General features: G+C 49.5%; 16 protein-coding genes. 10 read left to right on the top strand and 6 right to left on the bottom strand.

Translation table 11 applies throughout. The features are described 5' to 3' along the window. The first annotated feature begins 29 nt into the window (after positions 1-29). From AC55FS_RS11575 to AC55FS_RS11550, 6 genes are all read left to right on the top strand, one after another. Complete coding sequence (locus tag AC55FS_RS11575; protein ID WP_496932407.1) at positions 30-809, top strand: M91 family zinc metallopeptidase; 780 nt, start codon at positions 30-32, stop codon at positions 807-809. Positions 810-966: 157 nt separating this feature from the next. Beyond that, entirely contained in the window at positions 967-3954 is a 2988-nt protein-coding gene (locus AC55FS_RS11570; protein WP_496932406.1) for a contractile injection system protein, VgrG/Pvc8 family, read from the top strand. Positions 3955-3960: 6 nt separating this feature from the next. Next, positions 3961-6516, top strand: coding sequence for a DUF2169 family type VI secretion system accessory protein (locus tag AC55FS_RS11565; protein WP_496932405.1), 2556 nt, complete (start codon positions 3961-3963; stop codon positions 6514-6516). A gap of 50 nt (positions 6517-6566) precedes the next feature. After that, the gene (locus AC55FS_RS11560; RefSeq protein ID WP_496932404.1) at positions 6567-7613 is read left to right on the top strand and encodes a pentapeptide repeat-containing protein; all 1047 of its coding nucleotides are present in this window, start codon (positions 6567-6569) and stop codon (positions 7611-7613) included. Then, positions 7610-8137 (top strand): DUF3540 domain-containing protein, encoded by a 528-nt coding sequence (locus tag AC55FS_RS11555; protein WP_496932403.1) that lies wholly within the window; start codon positions 7610-7612, stop codon positions 8135-8137. Before AC55FS_RS11560 ends, AC55FS_RS11555 begins: the two co-directional genes overlap by 4 nt. Positions 8138-8140: 3 nt before the next feature. Beyond that, entirely contained in the window at positions 8141-8518 is a 378-nt protein-coding gene (locus tag AC55FS_RS11550; RefSeq protein ID WP_496932402.1) for a DUF4150 domain-containing protein, read from the top strand. 4 nt (positions 8519-8522) lie between these two features. Here AC55FS_RS11550 and AC55FS_RS11545 read toward each other — a convergent pair whose 3' ends face one another. Both AC55FS_RS11545 and AC55FS_RS11540 read right to left on the bottom strand, forming a co-directional pair. Further along, positions 8523-9122, bottom strand: a complete 600-nt coding sequence (locus tag AC55FS_RS11545; RefSeq protein WP_496932401.1) for a hypothetical protein — start codon at positions 9120-9122, stop codon at positions 8523-8525. Then, positions 9119-9595, bottom strand: coding sequence for a hypothetical protein (locus tag AC55FS_RS11540; RefSeq protein WP_496932400.1), 477 nt, complete (start codon positions 9593-9595; stop codon positions 9119-9121). The genes AC55FS_RS11545 and AC55FS_RS11540 overlap by 4 nt, the downstream gene beginning before the upstream one ends. 181 nt (positions 9596-9776) lie before the next feature. Here AC55FS_RS11540 and AC55FS_RS11535 point away from each other — a divergent pair, with 181 nt between their 5' ends. Beyond that, positions 9777-10391: a LysE family translocator gene (locus tag AC55FS_RS11535; RefSeq protein WP_496932399.1), complete on the top strand. Its 615-nt coding sequence runs from the start codon at positions 9777-9779 to the stop codon at positions 10389-10391. A gap of 53 nt (positions 10392-10444) precedes the next feature. On the opposite strand, the gene AC55FS_RS11530 is transcribed toward AC55FS_RS11535, so the two are convergent. Beyond that, the gene (locus tag AC55FS_RS11530) at positions 10445-11320 is read right to left on the bottom strand and encodes a hypothetical protein (RefSeq protein WP_496932398.1); all 876 of its coding nucleotides are present in this window, start codon (positions 11318-11320) and stop codon (positions 10445-10447) included. 621 nt (positions 11321-11941) lie between these two features. Between AC55FS_RS11530 and AC55FS_RS11525 the strand changes: the two genes are divergently transcribed. Both AC55FS_RS11525 and AC55FS_RS11520 read left to right on the top strand, forming a co-directional pair. Continuing rightward, positions 11942-12094, top strand: coding sequence for a hypothetical protein (locus tag AC55FS_RS11525; RefSeq protein ID WP_496932397.1), 153 nt, complete (start codon positions 11942-11944; stop codon positions 12092-12094). A 393-nt stretch (positions 12095-12487) separates the two neighbouring features. Continuing rightward, on the top strand, positions 12488-13258 hold the full coding sequence (locus tag AC55FS_RS11520; protein ID WP_496932396.1) for a substrate-binding periplasmic protein: 771 nt from the start codon (positions 12488-12490) through the stop codon (positions 13256-13258). Between the two features lie 209 nt (positions 13259-13467). Here the strand turns inward: AC55FS_RS11520 and AC55FS_RS11515 are convergent, their stop codons facing one another. Further along, positions 13468-14121, bottom strand: a complete 654-nt coding sequence (locus tag AC55FS_RS11515; RefSeq protein WP_496932395.1) for a disulfide isomerase DsbC N-terminal domain-containing protein — start codon at positions 14119-14121, stop codon at positions 13468-13470. Between the two features lie 355 nt (positions 14122-14476). Here AC55FS_RS11515 and AC55FS_RS11510 point away from each other — a divergent pair, with 355 nt between their 5' ends. After that, on the top strand, positions 14477-14767 hold the full coding sequence (locus AC55FS_RS11510) for a helix-turn-helix domain-containing protein (RefSeq protein ID WP_496932394.1): 291 nt from the start codon (positions 14477-14479) through the stop codon (positions 14765-14767). Between the two features lie 184 nt (positions 14768-14951). Here the strand turns inward: AC55FS_RS11510 and AC55FS_RS11505 are convergent, their stop codons facing one another. Both AC55FS_RS11505 and AC55FS_RS11500 read right to left on the bottom strand, forming a co-directional pair. After that, positions 14952-15542 (bottom strand): hypothetical protein, encoded by a 591-nt coding sequence (locus AC55FS_RS11505; RefSeq protein WP_496932393.1) that lies wholly within the window; start codon positions 15540-15542, stop codon positions 14952-14954. 593 nt (positions 15543-16135) lie between these two features. Next, positions 16136-18157 carry an NADPH-dependent 2,4-dienoyl-CoA reductase gene (locus tag AC55FS_RS11500; protein WP_496932392.1) on the bottom strand — a complete coding sequence of 674 codons (2022 nt, stop codon included), beginning with the start codon at positions 18155-18157 and terminating at the stop codon, positions 16136-16138. Between the last annotated feature and the right edge of the window lie 97 nt (positions 18158-18254).

Here is an 18254-nt window from a genome sequence, read left to right as displayed (position 1 = left end):
AACCCAACTTTTAATGGAGAGCATCGGCAATGATGTTTTTACGCACTAAGGCCAAGCGCGGGGCTAAGGCGCCCTCCAAGGGTCTTGATTTTAAAACCATGATTAGCAACGTGCAGCAAGCGCGTGAAGAGCAGGGTGGTTATAGACGTATCACCCCGGATATGCTGCAAAGACAGGCAGCCAGACTGAACAGGGTCGATAACGTTACTGTCCCAGGATGGGATAACGTCACCATTTCACGTGACCGTGCCAATGGCACTCATGACACTGGCGCCCACTATGCTGATTTTATTCAGCAAACACGGCGCGATTTATCGCAACTGGCCGGCACCGAAACGGGCCAGGATATCTCTCAACGCATAGGCCAAAGTGGCCACAATGTGTCGATACGAGATCGCGGCGATGACAGTGCTCACGGTGGATCCAACAAACCATTGGATCGTGTTAAGGCTAGCCAGCCCGGCGTCGGCTCGTCGGCAGTTGTTACCCATCAGCCAGATAGAACTAAGCTCGCTTCTCGCCAGCATCGTAAAGGCTATGTAGGTTCTTCTAGCGCCATGAGTTTGGGTCATGAACTTATTCATGCCGTTCATACCGTTGAAGGTAATCACTCGGGTAAAAACATTCATGGTCCAACGGGCGCTAAAGTAGAAGAGCGCAACACCGTTGGCCATCACAATGGTCGTGGTGATTTAACCGAAAACAAACTGCGAAGCGAACTACAGGATACCCACTATGCCGGCAATAGTGGCATTCTTAATCCAATTCCTCCGCGTAAGTACTATGGCAAGAACAAGCTCAAGTTCTAGGTCAGTTCAGTAGTAAGGCGGTCTTACTTAACCCAGGCGGGTGTTTTTTGACCCGCCTTGTTCTTTCCATAGAGGCTCAACGCCTCGATTTATGCCGCTATCAGAGCTGGCACTAAACCTGCTAAATCCAAGCAAATGAAGTTTGCCAGGTTTATGCATGTCAGCGCAGCAGCCCCCGTTTTCCATTGACGAAGTTGAATACAACAACCCTCAGGTGGCAGTCCAGATTGAGGGCGGCAGTGGTTTAAATGGTAACTATATCCGCGTTGAGTCATTGCAAGGGCAAGAAAGTATTTCACAGCCGTTTCAGCTGACGTTGGAGCTGCGTGCCGATGATATCGCCAGTGCCAATGGCAAAATGTTGGATGCCAGCGTCATAGGGCAGTGGGCTTGTATCAGTATTGCTACCCGTAATGACGACAGTGCAGCAGCGCAATACCGCTACTTGCGTGGCTTAGTGACGGAAGTGGCGCTGGGGGCGCCTGGCTGCTACACACTGACGGTGCAATCGCAGCTGCATATATTAAGTTTGCGTAATCGCTACCATATCTATGAAGACTGCGATGTTGAGACCTTGCTGAATCTGGTGTTTGCTCAAGAGCTGCAAGATGCCAAATTTCAGATTCGCTATGACTTTGACAGCAGTCTGACCCTCACACGCACCCAAGATTGGTTACAAGCCGGCGAGACCGACTTGGAGTTTATCCAGCGCATATTGGGTAAATGCTGCGTGCATTATTTTTTTATTCATCAGCAGCAATCATTAACCTTGGTGTTTTCCAATAGTGTCGTCACTGCCGATAAGGTAGCGATTCCCGGTCATGAAAGTGGCCCAATTCTGCTGCGTTACACCTATTCATCAATCGATAAGCTCGGTGAGCAGCAAAATGACTTGTTTTGTGACCTGCGTTATTCAATGAAGATGATGCCGGGTAAAGTCAGCGCCATGCTGTCTCGCCAGCAGGCAGTATGGGAGCAAAACCCCGTAGCCAGCTCAGAAAATACCCCTTGGGTACAGCATGGTCATCAGGCAAAAACCGAATACCAGCACCACAGGTGCTACGACTACGGCGCTAATGCTGACGAAAACAAAGGCCAATTAACCAAAATTTGCCAGCAAATAGAAACCGAAAGCGGTACCTTGTCGGGCACTGCGACAACGCCGCTATTGAGTCCAGGTTATTGTTTTACCTTAACTGACCCGCTACAAGATATACCTGCTGGAACGTCCATGAGTGTTAACGCCCAGGGACGACCGGAATTTTCTGGTCAAACCTATGTGGTGACCAAAATTCAGCACAAAATGGCTGCCTCGGGTGCATACAGTGGCCAGGTGGAAGCCACCGCCTTAAGTTTGGGTGAGGATCAATATACTCATACCTTGCTGACGCCGTTTTCCATTCAGAACACACGCCAAGGTAGTATTCTGGCCAAGGTCATCGATCATGAAAAACCCTCGGGTTGGCGCTATCGCAGCAAAAGCAACTTTCAACCCGAGCGTGGCCAAACCAGTTTTGATAGCGAACCGTATCATGAGCGTGGTTGCTTGGTTGAGCTAGTAACGGGCGAGCAACATTGGGTGGCCCTGCCGCGCACATCACAAACGGTACCGGAAGTTAACTCGCTGGTAATGATCGGTCGTGGCAGCAATGAAAGTGAGCAACCTGAACTGCAGCAGGTGCTGTCTTCCCATGGTTCAAAAACCATAATGCCACCCGACCGACGCAATGCGTCCTGGCAAACCAATACCCATTGGGGCAGTAATTATTCCACCAGTTATGGCGACGGCATCAGTATTCGCTACGGCCACAATTCCGCTACTAATCTTAGCCAAGCCATTCAGCTGGTGGAAAGCGCCTATGATAATGCCGCCATCGACGGTGGATTATATGGCAATAGCAGTTATTCCAAAGGCGGGGGCTGGAGCTTATCGCAAAGTGATAATGCCGATAGCGGTATTCTGAGCGCCTCGGTGTCCCAAGGCAGCAGCTACAACGAGAGCCATAGCAAGGTCAGTTATAGCGTCAGCAATACCGAAACCAGCCAAAGTTATTCTAAAGTTGGAAAAAGTGTTAGCCGCTCGGTGATTGGCGAATACGATGGCAGCGTGGATTTAAACTCCCCCAGCTTTGTTGCCGGAAAGCTGCCCGATCAATCGATAGTGTCGTTGGCAGGGCAGCTCGGCAATGGCGATAGCTACAATGAGCATCATATTAAAGGTCGCTCTATCAGCCTAAGCGGCACCGATATGCCACCGCCGGGCTGGGGTGATAAATCCGCCACCGTGTATTCCAGCTCACAAACCAACGGCAAAGTCGTCAATAAAAATAAACACCTAGGCGATAGTGACAGCACCTCGCTGCAAATTGGCGACAGCTCCAGCATCAGTACCACGGTGGGCGCCGTCAATAATATCAATACCTTTGTTGGTATTCGCGATGATATTAATACCTCGCTTAGCGCAACCAACAGTATTTCCACCACCATAGGCGCCGCCAATAGCATTACCACCAATGCCAGCGCCACCAATAACATTTCCACCACCGTAGGGCTGGCCAACAGTGTCGATACCTTTATCGGTGCGCGCAACTCTCTGTCAACCCATCTGTCGGCCACCAACTCAACGTCGACCACCATAGGCGTGAGTAACGCCACGGAAACCTTTATTGGCGCCAAAAACGTTACCTCAACCAATATATCGGCCAGTAACAGCACCAATACGACCATAGGGCTGACCAACAGCACAGAGACGTTTATCGGTGCTCGCAATCACACCTCAACCAGCTTGGCCGCTACCAACAGCACGGAAACCTTTATTGGCGCGACCAACAGTACTAGCACTAAGCTGGCTGCCAGCAACAGTGTATCGACGACCCTGGGAGCGGCCAGCAATACCGATACTTTTATTGGTGCTAAATCCGCGACCTCGACCTTTATTGGTGCCGAAATCAATAACTCCACCAATGTCAGTATTGCTATGAACAGCAAGGTCAATGTCGGGGTGGCTATCAATAGCGTGGTCAATGCCGCTGTAGAGTTAAATTCCAAAGTCATACCGGCGACGGTGACCAGTGAACTCACCACCCATGTCAAAACTACAGAAACCACCACGGAAATACTGTTGGGTATTTACATCATATTGTGAGCCGCTATGCAGATCATTAAACCGCGCACTTTAAGCCTGATCAGTCAAACTTACCATTACCGCAAAACACAAATGGCCGTTGGCGTGTTGGGATTTTTTCGTTTCGGCGAGGCAGGTTACCTAAATGAGCAAGATGGCTGGAAAGCTCTAGCGCCTATTTTGCAGCAGGGTGTGATCCTTGATACTGGCCATGCTAAAGCGTGCGGCGAGTTTATGTTATGGGGCGACGCTTGTGCTCCAGCCGGACAGTCCGTGCAACAAATGAAGGTCAAAGTACAAGTGACCAACGTTGGTAAATCGCTTCAGGTTATTGGTGATCGCTATTGGAACGGGCGGCGCTTCAGAAGCCCAAGCCAGCCAAAGCCTTTTTCGACCATGCCATTACGCTTTGAAAACGCCTATGGCGGCGATGATTTTGCCGATAATCCATTAGGCAAGGGACGAGCAAAAGATACGGACGGATTGATATCATTACCCAACCTATATGCCAAGGGCGATAGCATTAAAGCCGATCATCAGACGATAAAACCTGCGTGTTTTGCCCCGTTGGATGTGCGCTGGCCGCAGCGCCAGCAATTTACTGGCCACTATGATCAGCAGTGGTTGCAACAGGTGCACCCCGGGTTCGCTGATGACACCCAGCCGGAATTTTTTAATGCAGCACTGAAAGATCAGCAATTAAAGGGCTTTATCAAACCAGGCAGCACAGTCGAGCTACAGGGGTTGCATCCACTGCATCCACAGTGGACATTTAATGTTCCTAGTTTAACTGCGCGGGTATTTGCACAACTAACGTCCAAGCAGCCTAATCAGCTGGTAGAAGCCAGCACTCAAATTGATACTTTGTGGCTATTCCCTCAATTAGAGATGGGGCTGGTGATTCATCGTGGCTGTATTGATGTGCAGGATTCTCTTGGTTTGGATGTCAGTCATTTAATGCTGGCCTATGAACGACAAGGCGACACCCCCAGAGAGTTGGCCCATTATCAGCAGCAGCTGGCACTGCGCACCGACCCCGAAACAGCGGCAACGCATATGATCTTTGAAGCGCCGTTAAAGCCGTTGAAAACTGCCGTTGAACAGCAGCGAATAGAGCAGGCTTATCGCCAGGCAGCGGAGCAAGCACGGCAGCAAAAGGCCAAATATGTTGAACAGTTGCAGCAGCAACATCCAGATCAGCACATTAATAGCAGCGACGATGACGACTTACCGCCGATTCCAGCTGAGCTGGTTAAAGAAGGTGAGGTCGATTTAAGCAAGCACCAAGCTTATGCCCAGGCGCAGCTAAAGCAAGCTAAGCAAGACTCTGCCAGTACACTGCAACAGGCTCAGCAACAGGCTCAGCAACAGGCTCAGCAACAACAGGCAGCCAAGTCACAGCCAGAAACCCTAGAAGCTTTGCATGCCCGAGTGTGGAGCAGGCCATTAGCCGCCAGTGATATAAATCTCAAAGACGTTCCTCAGCAACCGCAACAACAGCTGGCTTATGCCGCTGAGTTGCAACGTCAGAGCCAATACCGTAATCGCGTAAGCTCACCTTTGCGCTTGCCCAATGTTGAAAGCATGCCGGAGAATGGCGCTCAAACCATTCGTCAGTGGGTTGAGCAATTGTTGGCTAACGGCGAAAGCATGGCAGGGCGGGATCTATCAGGCGGGGATTTACAGGGGCTGGATTTTAGTCAGCAAGATTTGAGGCAGTGTGGCCTAGAAGGGTGCGACCTACAGCACTGCTGTTTTGATGGTGCAAATTTAACCGGCGCCATTTTGACCGACGCCAATATAGCCGGTGCAACCTTCTGCTCAGCAACGCTGCATCACTGCAATCTGTCTCAATGCCAAGGGCAAGACGCGGATTTTTCTGGGGCTGAACTCGATGATGTCCTAATGATGGACAGCCAGTTTGACGGGGCTCGCTTCGTTCAAGCCAAGTTAACCAAGGTACAAGCGCTAAAGGCGTGCTTTGATCAAGCGCAGTTTGAGCAAACCGAATTATTGCAATGCCAGTTTATGCTGGCCACTCTAGCGGGTAGTCAATGGCGACAGTGCTCGCTACACATCGGCAACTTTAGCAAAGCCGACCTAAGTCATAGCCATTGGCAAGAATGCCGCTTGTATCGTTGCGTTATGGTCGATCTTAAGGCCGAAAAAATTGAGCATATTCAGACCAAAGCCGAAAAGGTCCAGTTTAGTAACCAAGGCCAGTTGGGCAATGCTAAGTTTGAAGCCTGCCAATGGCATACATGCGGGTTTCGTGACTTAGATTTAACACAAAGCCGATGCATAAACAGTGTTTTTGAGCAGTGTGATTTAGGGGGCACGCAACTGCAACAATCCGTTATTCAGCACTGTGTGTTTAATCATTGCATCTTACTGTTAGCCGATTTTAGTCACAGCAAGCTGCAGCAGGTTTTATTTTGCCAAGGAAGGTTAAATAAAAGCCTGTTTGTTTCCTCTGAATTAACCGAGGTGAAGTTTATCAACTGTTCGACGACGGAAATGAATAGCCAGGAGGCACGCTTTATTCGTTGTCAAACGTCACCTATGCCATCGATTGCTAGTTGAAGCGCTGATGGTTACACCACTTACTATTTCATTGCCAGGCGAGAACTGTTATGACCGTGCCAAGCAATCAAGCTCCGATAATGGATCAGAACTTTTCTGGCCAGCATTGGCAGCAGCGCAACCTGGAAGGACAGGTATATATCCGCTGTGACTTTTCCAGTGTAATACTGGAAGAGTGCAACTTAAATCGTTGTGTATTTGTGGAGTGTAATTTCAGCGACGGCCATTTGCGCAATAATTCTACCGAGCAAGCGAGCTGGCTACAGTGCAGTGCCAAAGCCAGTCAATGGTTTGGTAGCGTGAGCACAGCGACCTTTAGCGATACTGACCTCAGCCACAGCCACTGGCAACAATGCCTGTTACAAGCCAGTACCCTGAGTCAATGCAACATGGAAAAAGCGCAGTGGCAATCATGCCAGCTGCATACGGTCAATCTGGCGGAGTTGGGCTGTTCAGGACTCAGCCTTAGTCAATGCCAGTTGCAAAATATTGTCTGGAGCAACAGCAACTTTGCCGATATGACGCTAAGCCAATGCCAGTTTAATAAAGCGCTATTGCTGCACTGTCAGTTTGTTGGCAATGACTTAAGTGGCTATAACCTCAGTCAGTGCACCTTTAATAACAGTACTTTTAGTGATGTTGTATTGCGTCAGGCCAATTTGCAAGGCAGTAGCTTTTCTCAATGTGCCATCAGTCACTGTGACTTTGGCCAAGCTCAGCTGCAGCAGGCGTTGTTTATGCAAAGTGATGTGCAGGCCTGCCAGTTCGATGGTGCACAACTACAGCAAAGCAATTTTCAGCAAGCGAAGCTTTTAAAGTGCAGTATGAAGGCCGCCAATTTGGAGATGGCCTGGATGAAGCAACTGGAGGCCAATCAGTGTGAGTTTCAAGAAGCCAACTTAAGCTATGCCAACGCCAGTTATGCGCAACTGCATCAATGTGACTTTAGCCGCTGTCGGCTGCAACAGAGTAATTTTCACGCCCTGATCGATGACCACAACCGCTGGACTGGCGTCGACCTCAGTCAGCGTATCGATGAAGATCCGCAACAGTCCCAACAACAACAAGCTCTCGCCGAGCACGAGGTTCAGTTATGAATACCTGTATTCGCTTTGCACCGAAAAAACTGCCGACCGAAATTGAGCACACCTATTACGGACGTATCAGTGCAGTGGATGAAAACGGCTTATTTTGTATCGATCAGCATTTCCATGCCAGCGCGGCCACCAGTTTGCTGGTTGCACCTCAGCTCAATGATTTGGTGTGTTTTATCGAAGCCGGGCAGGGGTATTACATAGTGCAAATTTTGCAACGCTGTGCCGAGGTCAGCCGCCAAATCGATATCAAGCTAGATCAGCCGTTAACGATAACGGCACCGGAAGTGTCGCTACTGGGATGGAATCGTACCCAAATTTGCTCGGCCGATCAGGTATCGATTAGCGCTCAACATGCGTGTCTGTCTGCCGCTGGCAGTTTGGTACAACAAGCGCAGCAACTGATTGTGCAATCTGAACAGTTGACTCAAAACACCAATGGCATCGCCCGCAGCAGCGCCCAACAGCACATCATGACCGCCAGTGAAGATGTGGTGATTGATGGCAAACGCATCAATATGGGGTGAAGCATGTTTGCCAATACACAAAGTATCGCCATACATTTATCGGTGATTGATGTCTGTAAAACACCTGTGCCAGTCCCTATGCCCAATATCGGCCTGACATCCATGGCGATCCCGAATATTTTTAATATGTTTACCGAAGCCATGCCGGACCATAATCTGCTGACCACAGTGCCGCTATCAAATGGTGATCAGGCTGGGATCTTAATGGGTGTGGTGTCCAATACCATAATGGGGCCGGTAGAAAATATTATCGGCAGTTTTAAGGTGTTTAAGCAGGTTATGCCAGCCACTAAAATGCTGTGCATCTCTACTCACAACACCTACAACACCATTGGCATGACGCTGTCGCCATGCCAGGTAAAGGTCATGATCTTGAGTTGAACGATTAAAAGGTGATGTCTGTGCCTTTAATGCCTTTCAACGAGGGTGTATCGACCAGCGGCAAGCGAGTTTGTTTGCCAGGGCGCAATGCTGATGGCTGATAGCTCAAATCAGCAGGCAGGTGCTGGGGCGGCTGAGATACGAACTGCTCGCTATTTGGCTCTGCAGACTGCTGAGGAGGGTTAGTATTTTGCTCGCTGCGTTGCTGCTCCCCCGGCGGCTGAATATTGACCGATTCCTGACTGCCACCGCCCAAGTAGGCGCGCGATTTAGTGCCTGGCCAAGCTGACTGGCGGGTTGGTGCTGGATCTGGATTTATGCCGCGAAAGTAGCTTTGCTGCTGATCGTCTAGTTGATGATACAGCGTCGTTGTCTCTCGGGTGGATACAAAATTATTGTTCGCCGCAGGCTCAGGCTGGCGCTGACTGCGCGCATCAATGCCAATTTCATCAAGGCTGCGCAGCCGGGTTTCCGTCGGCGATGCGTTGCCATCACCGTAAGCCCTAGCTAATTGATAGGGCAAACGACAGCAAGCGTGGGACTGGTTATCACGCACGACGCGAACCATTTGCTGATAATTTCTAAGCGGAGCGGGTGTTTTCATTGAGCATCCTTGTCATCGGCTTTTTTGTCGGACACGGGCCACAGTAGTAGCTCATTAGCAAAACGTTGACCGGTCGCTAACGACTGATATGGGCCAAGCTCTGCAGTGGAGCTGGCTGGCCCTAACATCAGTGCCTGCCAACTGCGTTGATCGTCTTTTAAGGTAAACAACACCAGCGGCAATGTTGGCGTCACTGACGCTGCCAACTTACTCCAGCGCTCAGCCACTTTAGCTGCATCAGTGGGGTGATTAACAATCGACAGCAATAGGCCAAATGACGGTTTTTCTTCGCTAGCACTGATTTCCCACTGAGCAATACTTAAATCAGCGTAGTTGATGGGCGTATCTATCGATGGTTTATCCACACTGTACAGGGGCACTTGTGCGTTCGTCGCACCCTGTTTGGGTAGGTACAATGTCAGGGCTGTGGCCGATGCCAGCAACAACAGACATAACGCAGAAATAGCTTTCATTTATTCGGCCTCCGTGCAGCTAATACTATACACAGCAGCGCCTTGTGGTTCTATGAAAATGGCCACCCTGTGAAAGGCAGCTCATAACAGCATGATCGAAATAGTGGTAACAGGCCCTAAGGCGTTGTGAGAGAAAGAGAAAGTGCAGTACCATTCGGCGTCTTTTTATTGGCGGTATGTTATGACGATTTCCTGGTGGTTATCTTTAGCACTGGTGTGTTTGCTCGGAGCCATGTCACCCGGACCAAGCCTGACCACCATGGTCAAACATAGCCTGGCAGGGGGACGTATCAACGGGCTTGCTGCAGCCTGGGCGCATGCCGCAGGCATAGGTGTTTATGCTCTATTAACGGTGGCGGGGTTGAGCTACGCATTGGCCCAGGCGCAGTGGCTGTTTCAGGGCATTGCTGTTGCCGGCGCGGCATACCTGGCGTATTTAGGTTTTAAGGCTCTACGCTCTTCAGGCGGTGTTGCCAGTAGCCTAGAGGCTGGCACTGTTATGCCTGTTTGGCAGTCGGCAAAGGAGGGGGCGTTAATTTCGTTATTGAACCCCAAAATCGCCTTGTTTTTTATCGCACTGTTCAGTCAGTTTATTCAGCCTGAATCTGCGCTGTCGGCCCAAGCCGTTTTGGTCGCAACCCCAGTGTTAATAGATGGGCTCTGGTATACCGTGGTTTCACTGTTATTGTCTCGGCCTAATGTCCTACAGACGCTGAGAAGCAAAGCAATATTGATCGATCGCTTATCAGGCGCGGTATTGATGGCATTGGCGATAAGAGTGCTGGTGACGATTTAGTTGCCGCGTGCTGGCACCCGGCAAGCTGAGTAGAGCGTTAGGTCTTTATCGGTTTATAACGCCTCTGAACTAACCGTAACAATCTGCCCAATCGAGATATCCAGTGCTATGGCCAAGCTTTGGCCTTCACCATATTCAAACAAAACTAATGCCGCACCTGAAGCCTTTAACTGTTGGTAGTATTCATGACTTATCCCATATTCAAATCCCTGTTGCTGCAGATGATCCAATTCATTCGTCAGGGCGTTATAACTCTGCTCAGCGGGTGAGGCGAGGGGCGATTCGGGATGAGCATTAAACGTAGATGCATCGATCTGAGCGCGTTGTTGCTCTAACCAGGCGATACGGGATACCACCGATGGTGCATCGTTGGTGCTGGAATATTGATACTCGGGCCATTGAATGGATTGACCCACGCTATTCAGCAAAGCGTACAAGCGAGCACTGGCAATGTCGTTATATTGCTCGGGACGATAATCGTCGTGACGGGTCAGCTCATTCCAGGCATAACCCAAAGAGAACAACGTTGTCTTGGTGTCAGGATCGATAATGCTTAAAGTTAAGGTAGATTGCTCACAGGGCAAACCATCAAACTGAGCAATCAACCAATGGCTAGAATGATCATCACCACGGCCAGGTAGCATATTCATCAAGGAGGTACTGGCAGCAAAACAATAACGCGCTAGTGCGTTGTCGTTGTCCACCCAGACGGTCGATTGTTGTGAAATGACATGGCCGCTATCGTTTTGTGTTTCTTCAATGCGTACTGAGTCGCCTTGGTCATAGATTCTGATGGTTGTGTGCGCCTTAGGGAACTCATAGCCCAGAAAGCGACAAGGGCTAATGCCATCGGCGCAGCGGCTATAAAGTGTTGAGCCAAGCAATGAGGGATTGTCAGAACCCGATTGACCAGCAAACTTTAACGACACATAGTCGCATTCTACATATCCCTCAGGACATAGGCTGCTCACGTGGATAATACCAGCATCCGTTACTAGGGTGCCGGTTCAACACGCAGTGTAAACAGCAACAGGCCTATTAGCTGCTGCAGTGTTCGACGGTAGCGGTTGCTCATAAAACAGTATCCTTAGGCTTAGGGCTGTAATTTAACGTACAGCCAGTGTCAGTAACCAGGGCCAGGCATGTATTCTGAGAAGCGGTTCTTGCCAGAGGCTTTAGCAGCCCAAATTAAGGGGCAACAAGTAACGTTGGATGTGGAAGATAGAACGGCGGCTAAGTTATTTCCGATAATTGATATTATCGGAAGTATTGATTAAGGCGTTTTTGCGGCCTTAAAATCCAACTCCATGATCTGTCTGTTCCGTATTTGTGACTCGTTGGTTAACGCTATCATGGTCCTTGATGACAACAGCCTGTTGATCACATCAATGATTGAAACTCCCTGCGATTCGCTCAGGTTAACCATCTTTCATCCATCAGAATCATGGTCAGGCGTTTATCTGGCGCCATTGACTATTTAGGCAAGTTAATCCAATCAAAGTAAAGCCCCGTAAAATGTCGGGGCTGTGCTCATTAAAGCGGGTATGACTTTGAAACGTCAGAAACGCAGCCATTTCGAATACTTGGATATAGACCTTGTCGTCGGAGCCTGCTTTGCTGACTTCGACAATAAAGAAGCCTTCACCTTGCTCTTTGATGGCTACCTGATCGCGTTCAATTTTTGCCAGCCGGTATCTGGCTGACCAGCGCTATAGCCGAAATCGAGTACAGTCATCTTTTGTACAGTACGTGCGGCTATGGCTATTGCTGCTTGGTCGTTGACTACACCGTGACCATAGGCTGAACCGAACTAATGCATCAAGGCTCTTGTGGTTGATAGCAAGGCATTGAGCGTTACTGAAACTTGGCCGAGTAACAAATCCCTTTTGCCATCTTTAGCCTCTCCAGATGTAAGTTGTATACCTGCCATAAGCAGCGTCTAGAAAGTTCAGGCCCAACCGATCAACTACACTCTTAATCGATGATGTTCAGACCGTGTGACTCTAGGGTTTATGTGCTGTGATGCTCTGAAAGCCCTGCGTACGTTTGAACTTTAAACAAAACAGGCTAGCTTAACCTTGCGCATGGTGGCCGTCGTGCTGAAACCATTCTCTGCATTCCTGCAAACCACAGTGGCTGTGCTTGTCACGGTCTGTAATGGACTTTTCCAGTCCCTTGATGCGGCTGAACTGCGCATGGGGTTGTATAACTGGCCTCCTTTCAGTTTTGTTGCCGATGGCACGGATGCGGAGGGGCTTAATCATGGCATAGATGTCGACCTTGCCCATGAAATCAGCCAGCGTGTCGGTTTTGACTTCACCATTGATACCTGCCCTTTTGAACGCTGCCTGCTGGAGATGGAACTGGGGCGATTGGATTTAATGTCAGGCATCGCACTGACCCCCAAACGCGCCAAATATATGGATTATGCGCTCTCCCCTTATGCCGAAGTATCCACCGCATTTTTCGTACGGCGAGGCGACGAGGAACGTCTGCGTCACTACGACGATCTTTATAACTTACAGATTGGAGTAGTGAGTGAAGCACACTATTTCGATCGATTCGATATCGACGACAAACTCAATAAGACGGTATTCCACAGTGAAAAACTGATGATTAAGCTGCTGCACTTGGGACGGATAGACACCTTTGTCAGCCATGAGGTCACTGGTGCCTATGAAATTCTGAACCAAGGGTTTAAAGGAGCGCTAATAAAGGCACCTTATTCTCCCGGCGGCCACATACCCATCTATTTTGCAATCTCCCAAAAATCACCACACCGTGCCCTACTTCCTGCAATAAACCAAGCCATCAAAGACATCCATGCTGATGGCACCATGGAAAAGATTCTCAATAAATACCGTTAATCAATATTGACGTGTTCTAACCTGCTAATGCCTGCGGGCTTGGCTCCAGCCGTTATGATGTGTTTCAGTGGGGGCCGGTCGACCGCGTGCACCTCGATTACTTACAACCCGTGGCGCTGGTAAGGCCGGATGCCGAACGTTGAGCTGCCACAGTATTGGCAGCGTTTCATACTTGCCTTGGTGGGTCCACCGCGTGTCGGGCGGCGCAACTATATTACCGTCAATAGTCTCAGTAATTGCTTAGGTGGCTGGTAGCCGGGAATGAGCGCCCCATTAGGGAGAATAAGAGACGGAGAATTTGATAGCGCAAGTTCTTCAGCTAGCTCATGCATTTCACTGACAAAGGTCACCTGTTTGCTTGGCCTTGGTCTCAAGCGATCCAGCATTGTTTTGCGTAGCTCTTGCTGAGGATCTGTGGCAGTCCACACACTCTCCATTTCGGCGGCGGCCATTGAATGAGTCCCGCCGCTAGCATAAGGCAGGAAACCAAGGCTGATGCCACATGCAAGGTACTCAGACAGTTCAGAGTACATTTTTATGCAGAAACCGCTCGTGATGTCGATAAACGCTGTTACCTTGTAGCGTTCAGCTTCGGCCTGGTGGAAAATCACTCTTTTCTCCCATAAAATCGAAACCTTGCTCTGTCTGTATCGGCACATAGACTGCTCAGTTAGATTACTAATGCCAGGCTCTTGCACATTGAAAACATTGCCGACAATCATTTGCATTCCGTCCTCGGTTAAATAAACCAAACCTCGATCGGTAAAGACTTCCCATGTATCTGGCAGGGAAGATTCCTGTACGTTCTTCACCTGATAGCCCAGTTTAGATCCCAGTATTTGGGCCGCTGTATTGGCATCCATCTCGCAAATCTCCTGTTGTAGACTGACCAATACAATTTTTCCTGCGGTTAAATGCAAGGGTTGAGTACAACGCCATGTTACAGCAGCTTTAATATGGCACCGTAACCGCCCCCAATAGATCGAAAACCGTATAAACAAGAGGCGAATACAACAAAACATGGTCCAATTGTCTGGCATCACCTTGTGTGCAGGCAGGTTCATCCTTGGCCATGCTACAGGCAAGCACTGCCGGGCTGACTACAGAACAAACCCTAGGGCCCGGGAGCCAATTGAAATACCCAGGCAGGCAGTAGAAAATCGGTCAATCAGCGCCTCCCAAAAGCCATAATTAAATCAATTGAAGGGATATGTATAGGTGAGTATCGAACACAGCAAACCCAAAAAAGCATTTTTCAGAAAGCTCTATATAGCGCATCTGATTGATGCCAGGCAGCACAATTTATTATCTCTGAACAAAGAGACGGCAATGCCCCGGCGTACCATTCAGACTGCTATGGAGGGCTTTTCAGATATCGGTATAGAACACGAATTTGTACAAGATGGCGAGCGCAACCGGCATGGATACTACCGCATAATAAGCTGGGGAGCGATTGATCCGCGCTGGGTAGAGAGCAACCTAAAAATGATTATTGATGTACTGCAATAAAGTCGTTGAAGAATTCGTCGTTGTTGCACTAGAGAGTTGTGAAGCTGACGTGTTGCTGGAACTGTGGGAATTACTCTTGAGAAGTTCGTTTAATAAACCACAAACTAGTGATTGGGTGAGTAATGCCGTTTCCTACTCCCTGGAAACGGCAATTTCATAACTGCGGAATAACACCAACTGGCTATTACAGCAGTATGCTCAGGTCGATCAATTCATTATCTTCCGGGCTGACCGAATGATTGTCATAGCTGCCCATTTCAGTGTAAAAAACCTTGTTGAACATGGCTTGGGTGTCAAACTGCAAATACCCAATTCGACCGATCACGTGCACATCATGCATACCGCTCTCAATATTGAGCTGATCAACATTGCCGTAGACATAAACGGTGTTGGTTACATTTTTGATTGTGAGTTTGTTTAGGTTGCCTGCCACATACAACTTTGTCCCCCCTGCTTCCAGGGTGACTTCTCTGACCGATCCATCAATGCAGACACGATTATTCATACCCGACACCCGGAGTGATCCGTCGTTGGAGAGTGGATATCCGCGATAAGTACTGAAATCAGCAGATACGACGGCGTCGGTGAAAACCGCCTGACCAGTGCCGCAAGCGCTATTAGCCAGAAGGGTATAGTCTACGTACCCCATAGGAAGTGGATTGGTTGCAGCATCAACAATGGGCGTAGGTTCGCTGAAATCAGTGCTAGGTTGTTTTTTGCTACTGGAGGAAGATCCTCCGCCACAAGCCACTAAAGAGGAAGCCAGCACGGTCAATAGGAGTCGAGATTTGAGCATAATATTTGTACGGTTGGTGAGAAGGTGCGGGATAGTAATGAAAACAGCCTGCGCTCACCAGATAACAGTCATGATATTTCCGTATAATTTGCACTGGATGGACATATTTGAGCCCAGGCAACCCTGTTGGCGTAATGAAGCCTGTCTAACATCCTATTAATAGCAATATACATATTAATGACAGGCAAATGTTGGCAGACGATATCGGTTTGTTTGAAAGATATGGTCAAATAATAAGCCCTGGATTGCTAATGGGATCACACTGACATTGCAAAGGCATGTGCTGCTAGGTGGAAGTAGTTCCTTCCGGCTTGGCAAAGGCGTCAGATGATGAATCTGGTCTTTGTAGTTAGCCAAATCACCAGCAAGAAGCTCAACTCTAATCTTATCAATGCCACTGCTGAGCTTAAGTTCACCTGAAGGTGTTTTGTTGTTACTCATTATTGTTTGTTGGATTCTCTGTGCGCGACCAGCTAGATACTCGCTGGCTGTATTCAAGTTCAATGCATATGTTGCTGATATAAAGCCGGCGTCTAGTCACCGGCCTTATGGCTATATACAAGCTGCCTGGCTTAAATGGCTGCGGCCAGCTCAGTGCCCTGTTTGATGGCGCGCTTGGCATCTAGCTCTGCGGCTTTATCAGCGCCGCCGATTAAATGCACGGATACGCCAGCATCTAAAAGCGCTTGCTGCAGTTCGCGATTGGGCTCTTGCCCGGCGCATACAATAATATGATCCACTTCCAGCAGCTTGGCTTCGCCTTTGATGCTGATGTGCAGCCCTTGTTCGTCAATGCGCTCATAGCTTACGCCGTTGAGCATGCTGACACCTTTGTTTTTAAGCGTGGTGCGATGAATCCAGCCAGTAGTCTTGCCAAGGTTGGCGCCCACCTTGGTGGTTTTTCGCTGCAGCAAAAAGACCTGGCGCTCGGCGGTTTCTGGCTTTGGTTCGGCCAGACCGCCAGGGGCACTAACGGTTAAATCCACGCCCCATTCGCGCATAAACTCATCAATATTTTGACTTGGCGTGGTAGTGCCATGGGTTAAATATTCTGATACGTCAAAGCCAATGCCACCGGCACCAATAACGGCGACACGTTGACCAACGGCTTTTTTATGCTTCAGTACATCCAAATAACTGAGCACCTTGTCGCTGTTGTGGATGCCTGGAATATCCGGTGTGCGCGGTGAAATACCGGTAGCGAGCAATACTTCGTCAAACTCGATGAGATCGGCGGCGTTGACTTTAGTATTGAGCTGCAGGTTAACACCGGTTTTTTCCAGCATTACACGAAAATAGCGCAGTGTTTCGTAGAACTCTTCTTTACCGGGAATTTGCTTGGCAACATTAAATTGGCCGCCAATTTTATCGTCGGCATCAAATAAGGTAACCTCATGGCCTCTGCGTGCGGCAGTGGTGGCCGCGGCCAAGCCCGCAGGCCCTGCGCCAACAACGGCGATGCGCTTTTTGTGCGCCAATGGCTGATCAATTAATAACGTTTCGTGGCAGGCGTAGGGGTTTACCAGGCAAGAAACTTCCTGGCCGCCAAAGGTATGATCAAGGCAGGCCTGGTTGCAACCAATGCAGGTGTTGATTTCATCGGCGCGGCCTTCTGCCGCTTTTTGCACAAAATAAGGGTCAGCCAACATAGGGCGTGCCATGGACACCATATCCGCTTTGCCTTCGGCAATAATGCCATTGGCGACCTCTGGGTCGTTAATGCGGTTGGTGGTAATCAGTGGCACTTTAAGGTGTTGCTTCATGCGCGCGGTGACTTCAGCAAAGGCTGCCCGTGGCACGCTGGTGGCAATGGTCGGCACCCTGGCTTCGTGCCAGCCGATACCGGTATTAATTAAGGTAACGCCGGCTTGCTCGAGCGCTTGACCAAGTTGCACCACTTCCTGCCAAGTGCTGCCGTCTTCCACCAGATCTAACATTGATAAACGATAAATCAAAATAAACTGATGACCGACCGCTTCGCGCACCCGGCGCACGATTTCGAGCGGCAGGCGTATACGATTTTCATAGCTGCCGCCCCAGCGGTCGGTGCGATGATTAGTTCGCTTGGCAATAAATTGGTTAATAAAATAGCCTTCCGATCCCATGATTTCGACGCCGTCATAACCGGCCTCTTTGGCCAGGCTGGCACAGCGAACAAAATCCTGGATTTGCTTTTCGATGCCTTCTTCGTCCAGCTCGCGAGGCGTCATGGGGTTAATTGGCGCAGCAATGGCGGAAGGTGCGACGCCCAGGCCACCATAGGCGTAACGTCCAGCGTGCAAAATTTGCATACAGATCAATGCACCCGGCACCTGGTGCACAGCGTTAGTAACGATGCGATGCTCGGCCACTTCGTCGCTGTTGGTCAGTATGCTGCCGCCGCGAAATACCGCCCCTTCTTCATTGGGGCCAATGCCGCCAGTGACGATAATGCCAACACCACCTTCGGCGCGCTGACGAAAAAACTCCGCTTGCCGTTGCCAGCCACCGGGGCGCTCTTCGAGTCCGGTATGCATGGAACCCATAACGACACGGCTGCGGGCCTGGGTAAATCCTAAATCCAGCGGCTGTAACAAAGATTGATACTGACTCATATTGGCTCACTCGGTTGCTTGGGCTTGCTGTTGCTTTTGTTATGCAGCGCCCTTGTTATCGTGCTTATTGATGAGCATCAGAGTAAGGTCAAAACTT

It is taken from the genome of Bacterioplanes sp. CLAM21, assembly GCF_059641015.1.
The sequence above is the reverse complement of the archived record's forward strand: the minus strand, read 5'-3'. Positions and strand labels throughout refer to the sequence as shown.

Excerpts from the sequence above, each read along its gene's own strand:
- AC55FS_RS11550 (WP_496932402.1), top strand. The coding sequence starts at position 8,141 with ATGTTTGCCAATACACAAAGTATCGCCATACATTTATCGGTGATTGAT.
- AC55FS_RS11565 (WP_496932405.1), top strand. The coding sequence starts at position 3,961 with ATGCAGATCATTAAACCGCGCACTTTAAGCCTGATCAGTCAAACTTAC.
- AC55FS_RS11570 (WP_496932406.1), top strand. The coding sequence starts at position 967 with ATGTCAGCGCAGCAGCCCCCGTTTTCCATTGACGAAGTTGAATACAAC.
- AC55FS_RS11515 (WP_496932395.1), bottom strand. The coding sequence starts at position 14,121 with ATGGATGCCAATACAGCGGCCCAAATACTGGGATCTAAACTGGGCTAT.
- AC55FS_RS11575 (WP_496932407.1), top strand. The coding sequence starts at position 30 with ATGATGTTTTTACGCACTAAGGCCAAGCGCGGGGCTAAGGCGCCCTCC.
- AC55FS_RS11560 (WP_496932404.1), top strand. The coding sequence starts at position 6,567 with ATGACCGTGCCAAGCAATCAAGCTCCGATAATGGATCAGAACTTTTCT.
- AC55FS_RS11500 (WP_496932392.1), bottom strand. The coding sequence starts at position 18,157 with ATGAGTCAGTATCAATCTTTGTTACAGCCGCTGGATTTAGGATTTACC.
- AC55FS_RS11545 (WP_496932401.1), bottom strand. The coding sequence starts at position 9,122 with ATGAAAACACCCGCTCCGCTTAGAAATTATCAGCAAATGGTTCGCGTC.
- AC55FS_RS11555 (WP_496932403.1), top strand. The coding sequence starts at position 7,610 with ATGAATACCTGTATTCGCTTTGCACCGAAAAAACTGCCGACCGAAATT.
- AC55FS_RS11540 (WP_496932400.1), bottom strand. The coding sequence starts at position 9,595 with ATGAAAGCTATTTCTGCGTTATGTCTGTTGTTGCTGGCATCGGCCACA.
- AC55FS_RS11535 (WP_496932399.1), top strand. The coding sequence starts at position 9,777 with ATGACGATTTCCTGGTGGTTATCTTTAGCACTGGTGTGTTTGCTCGGA.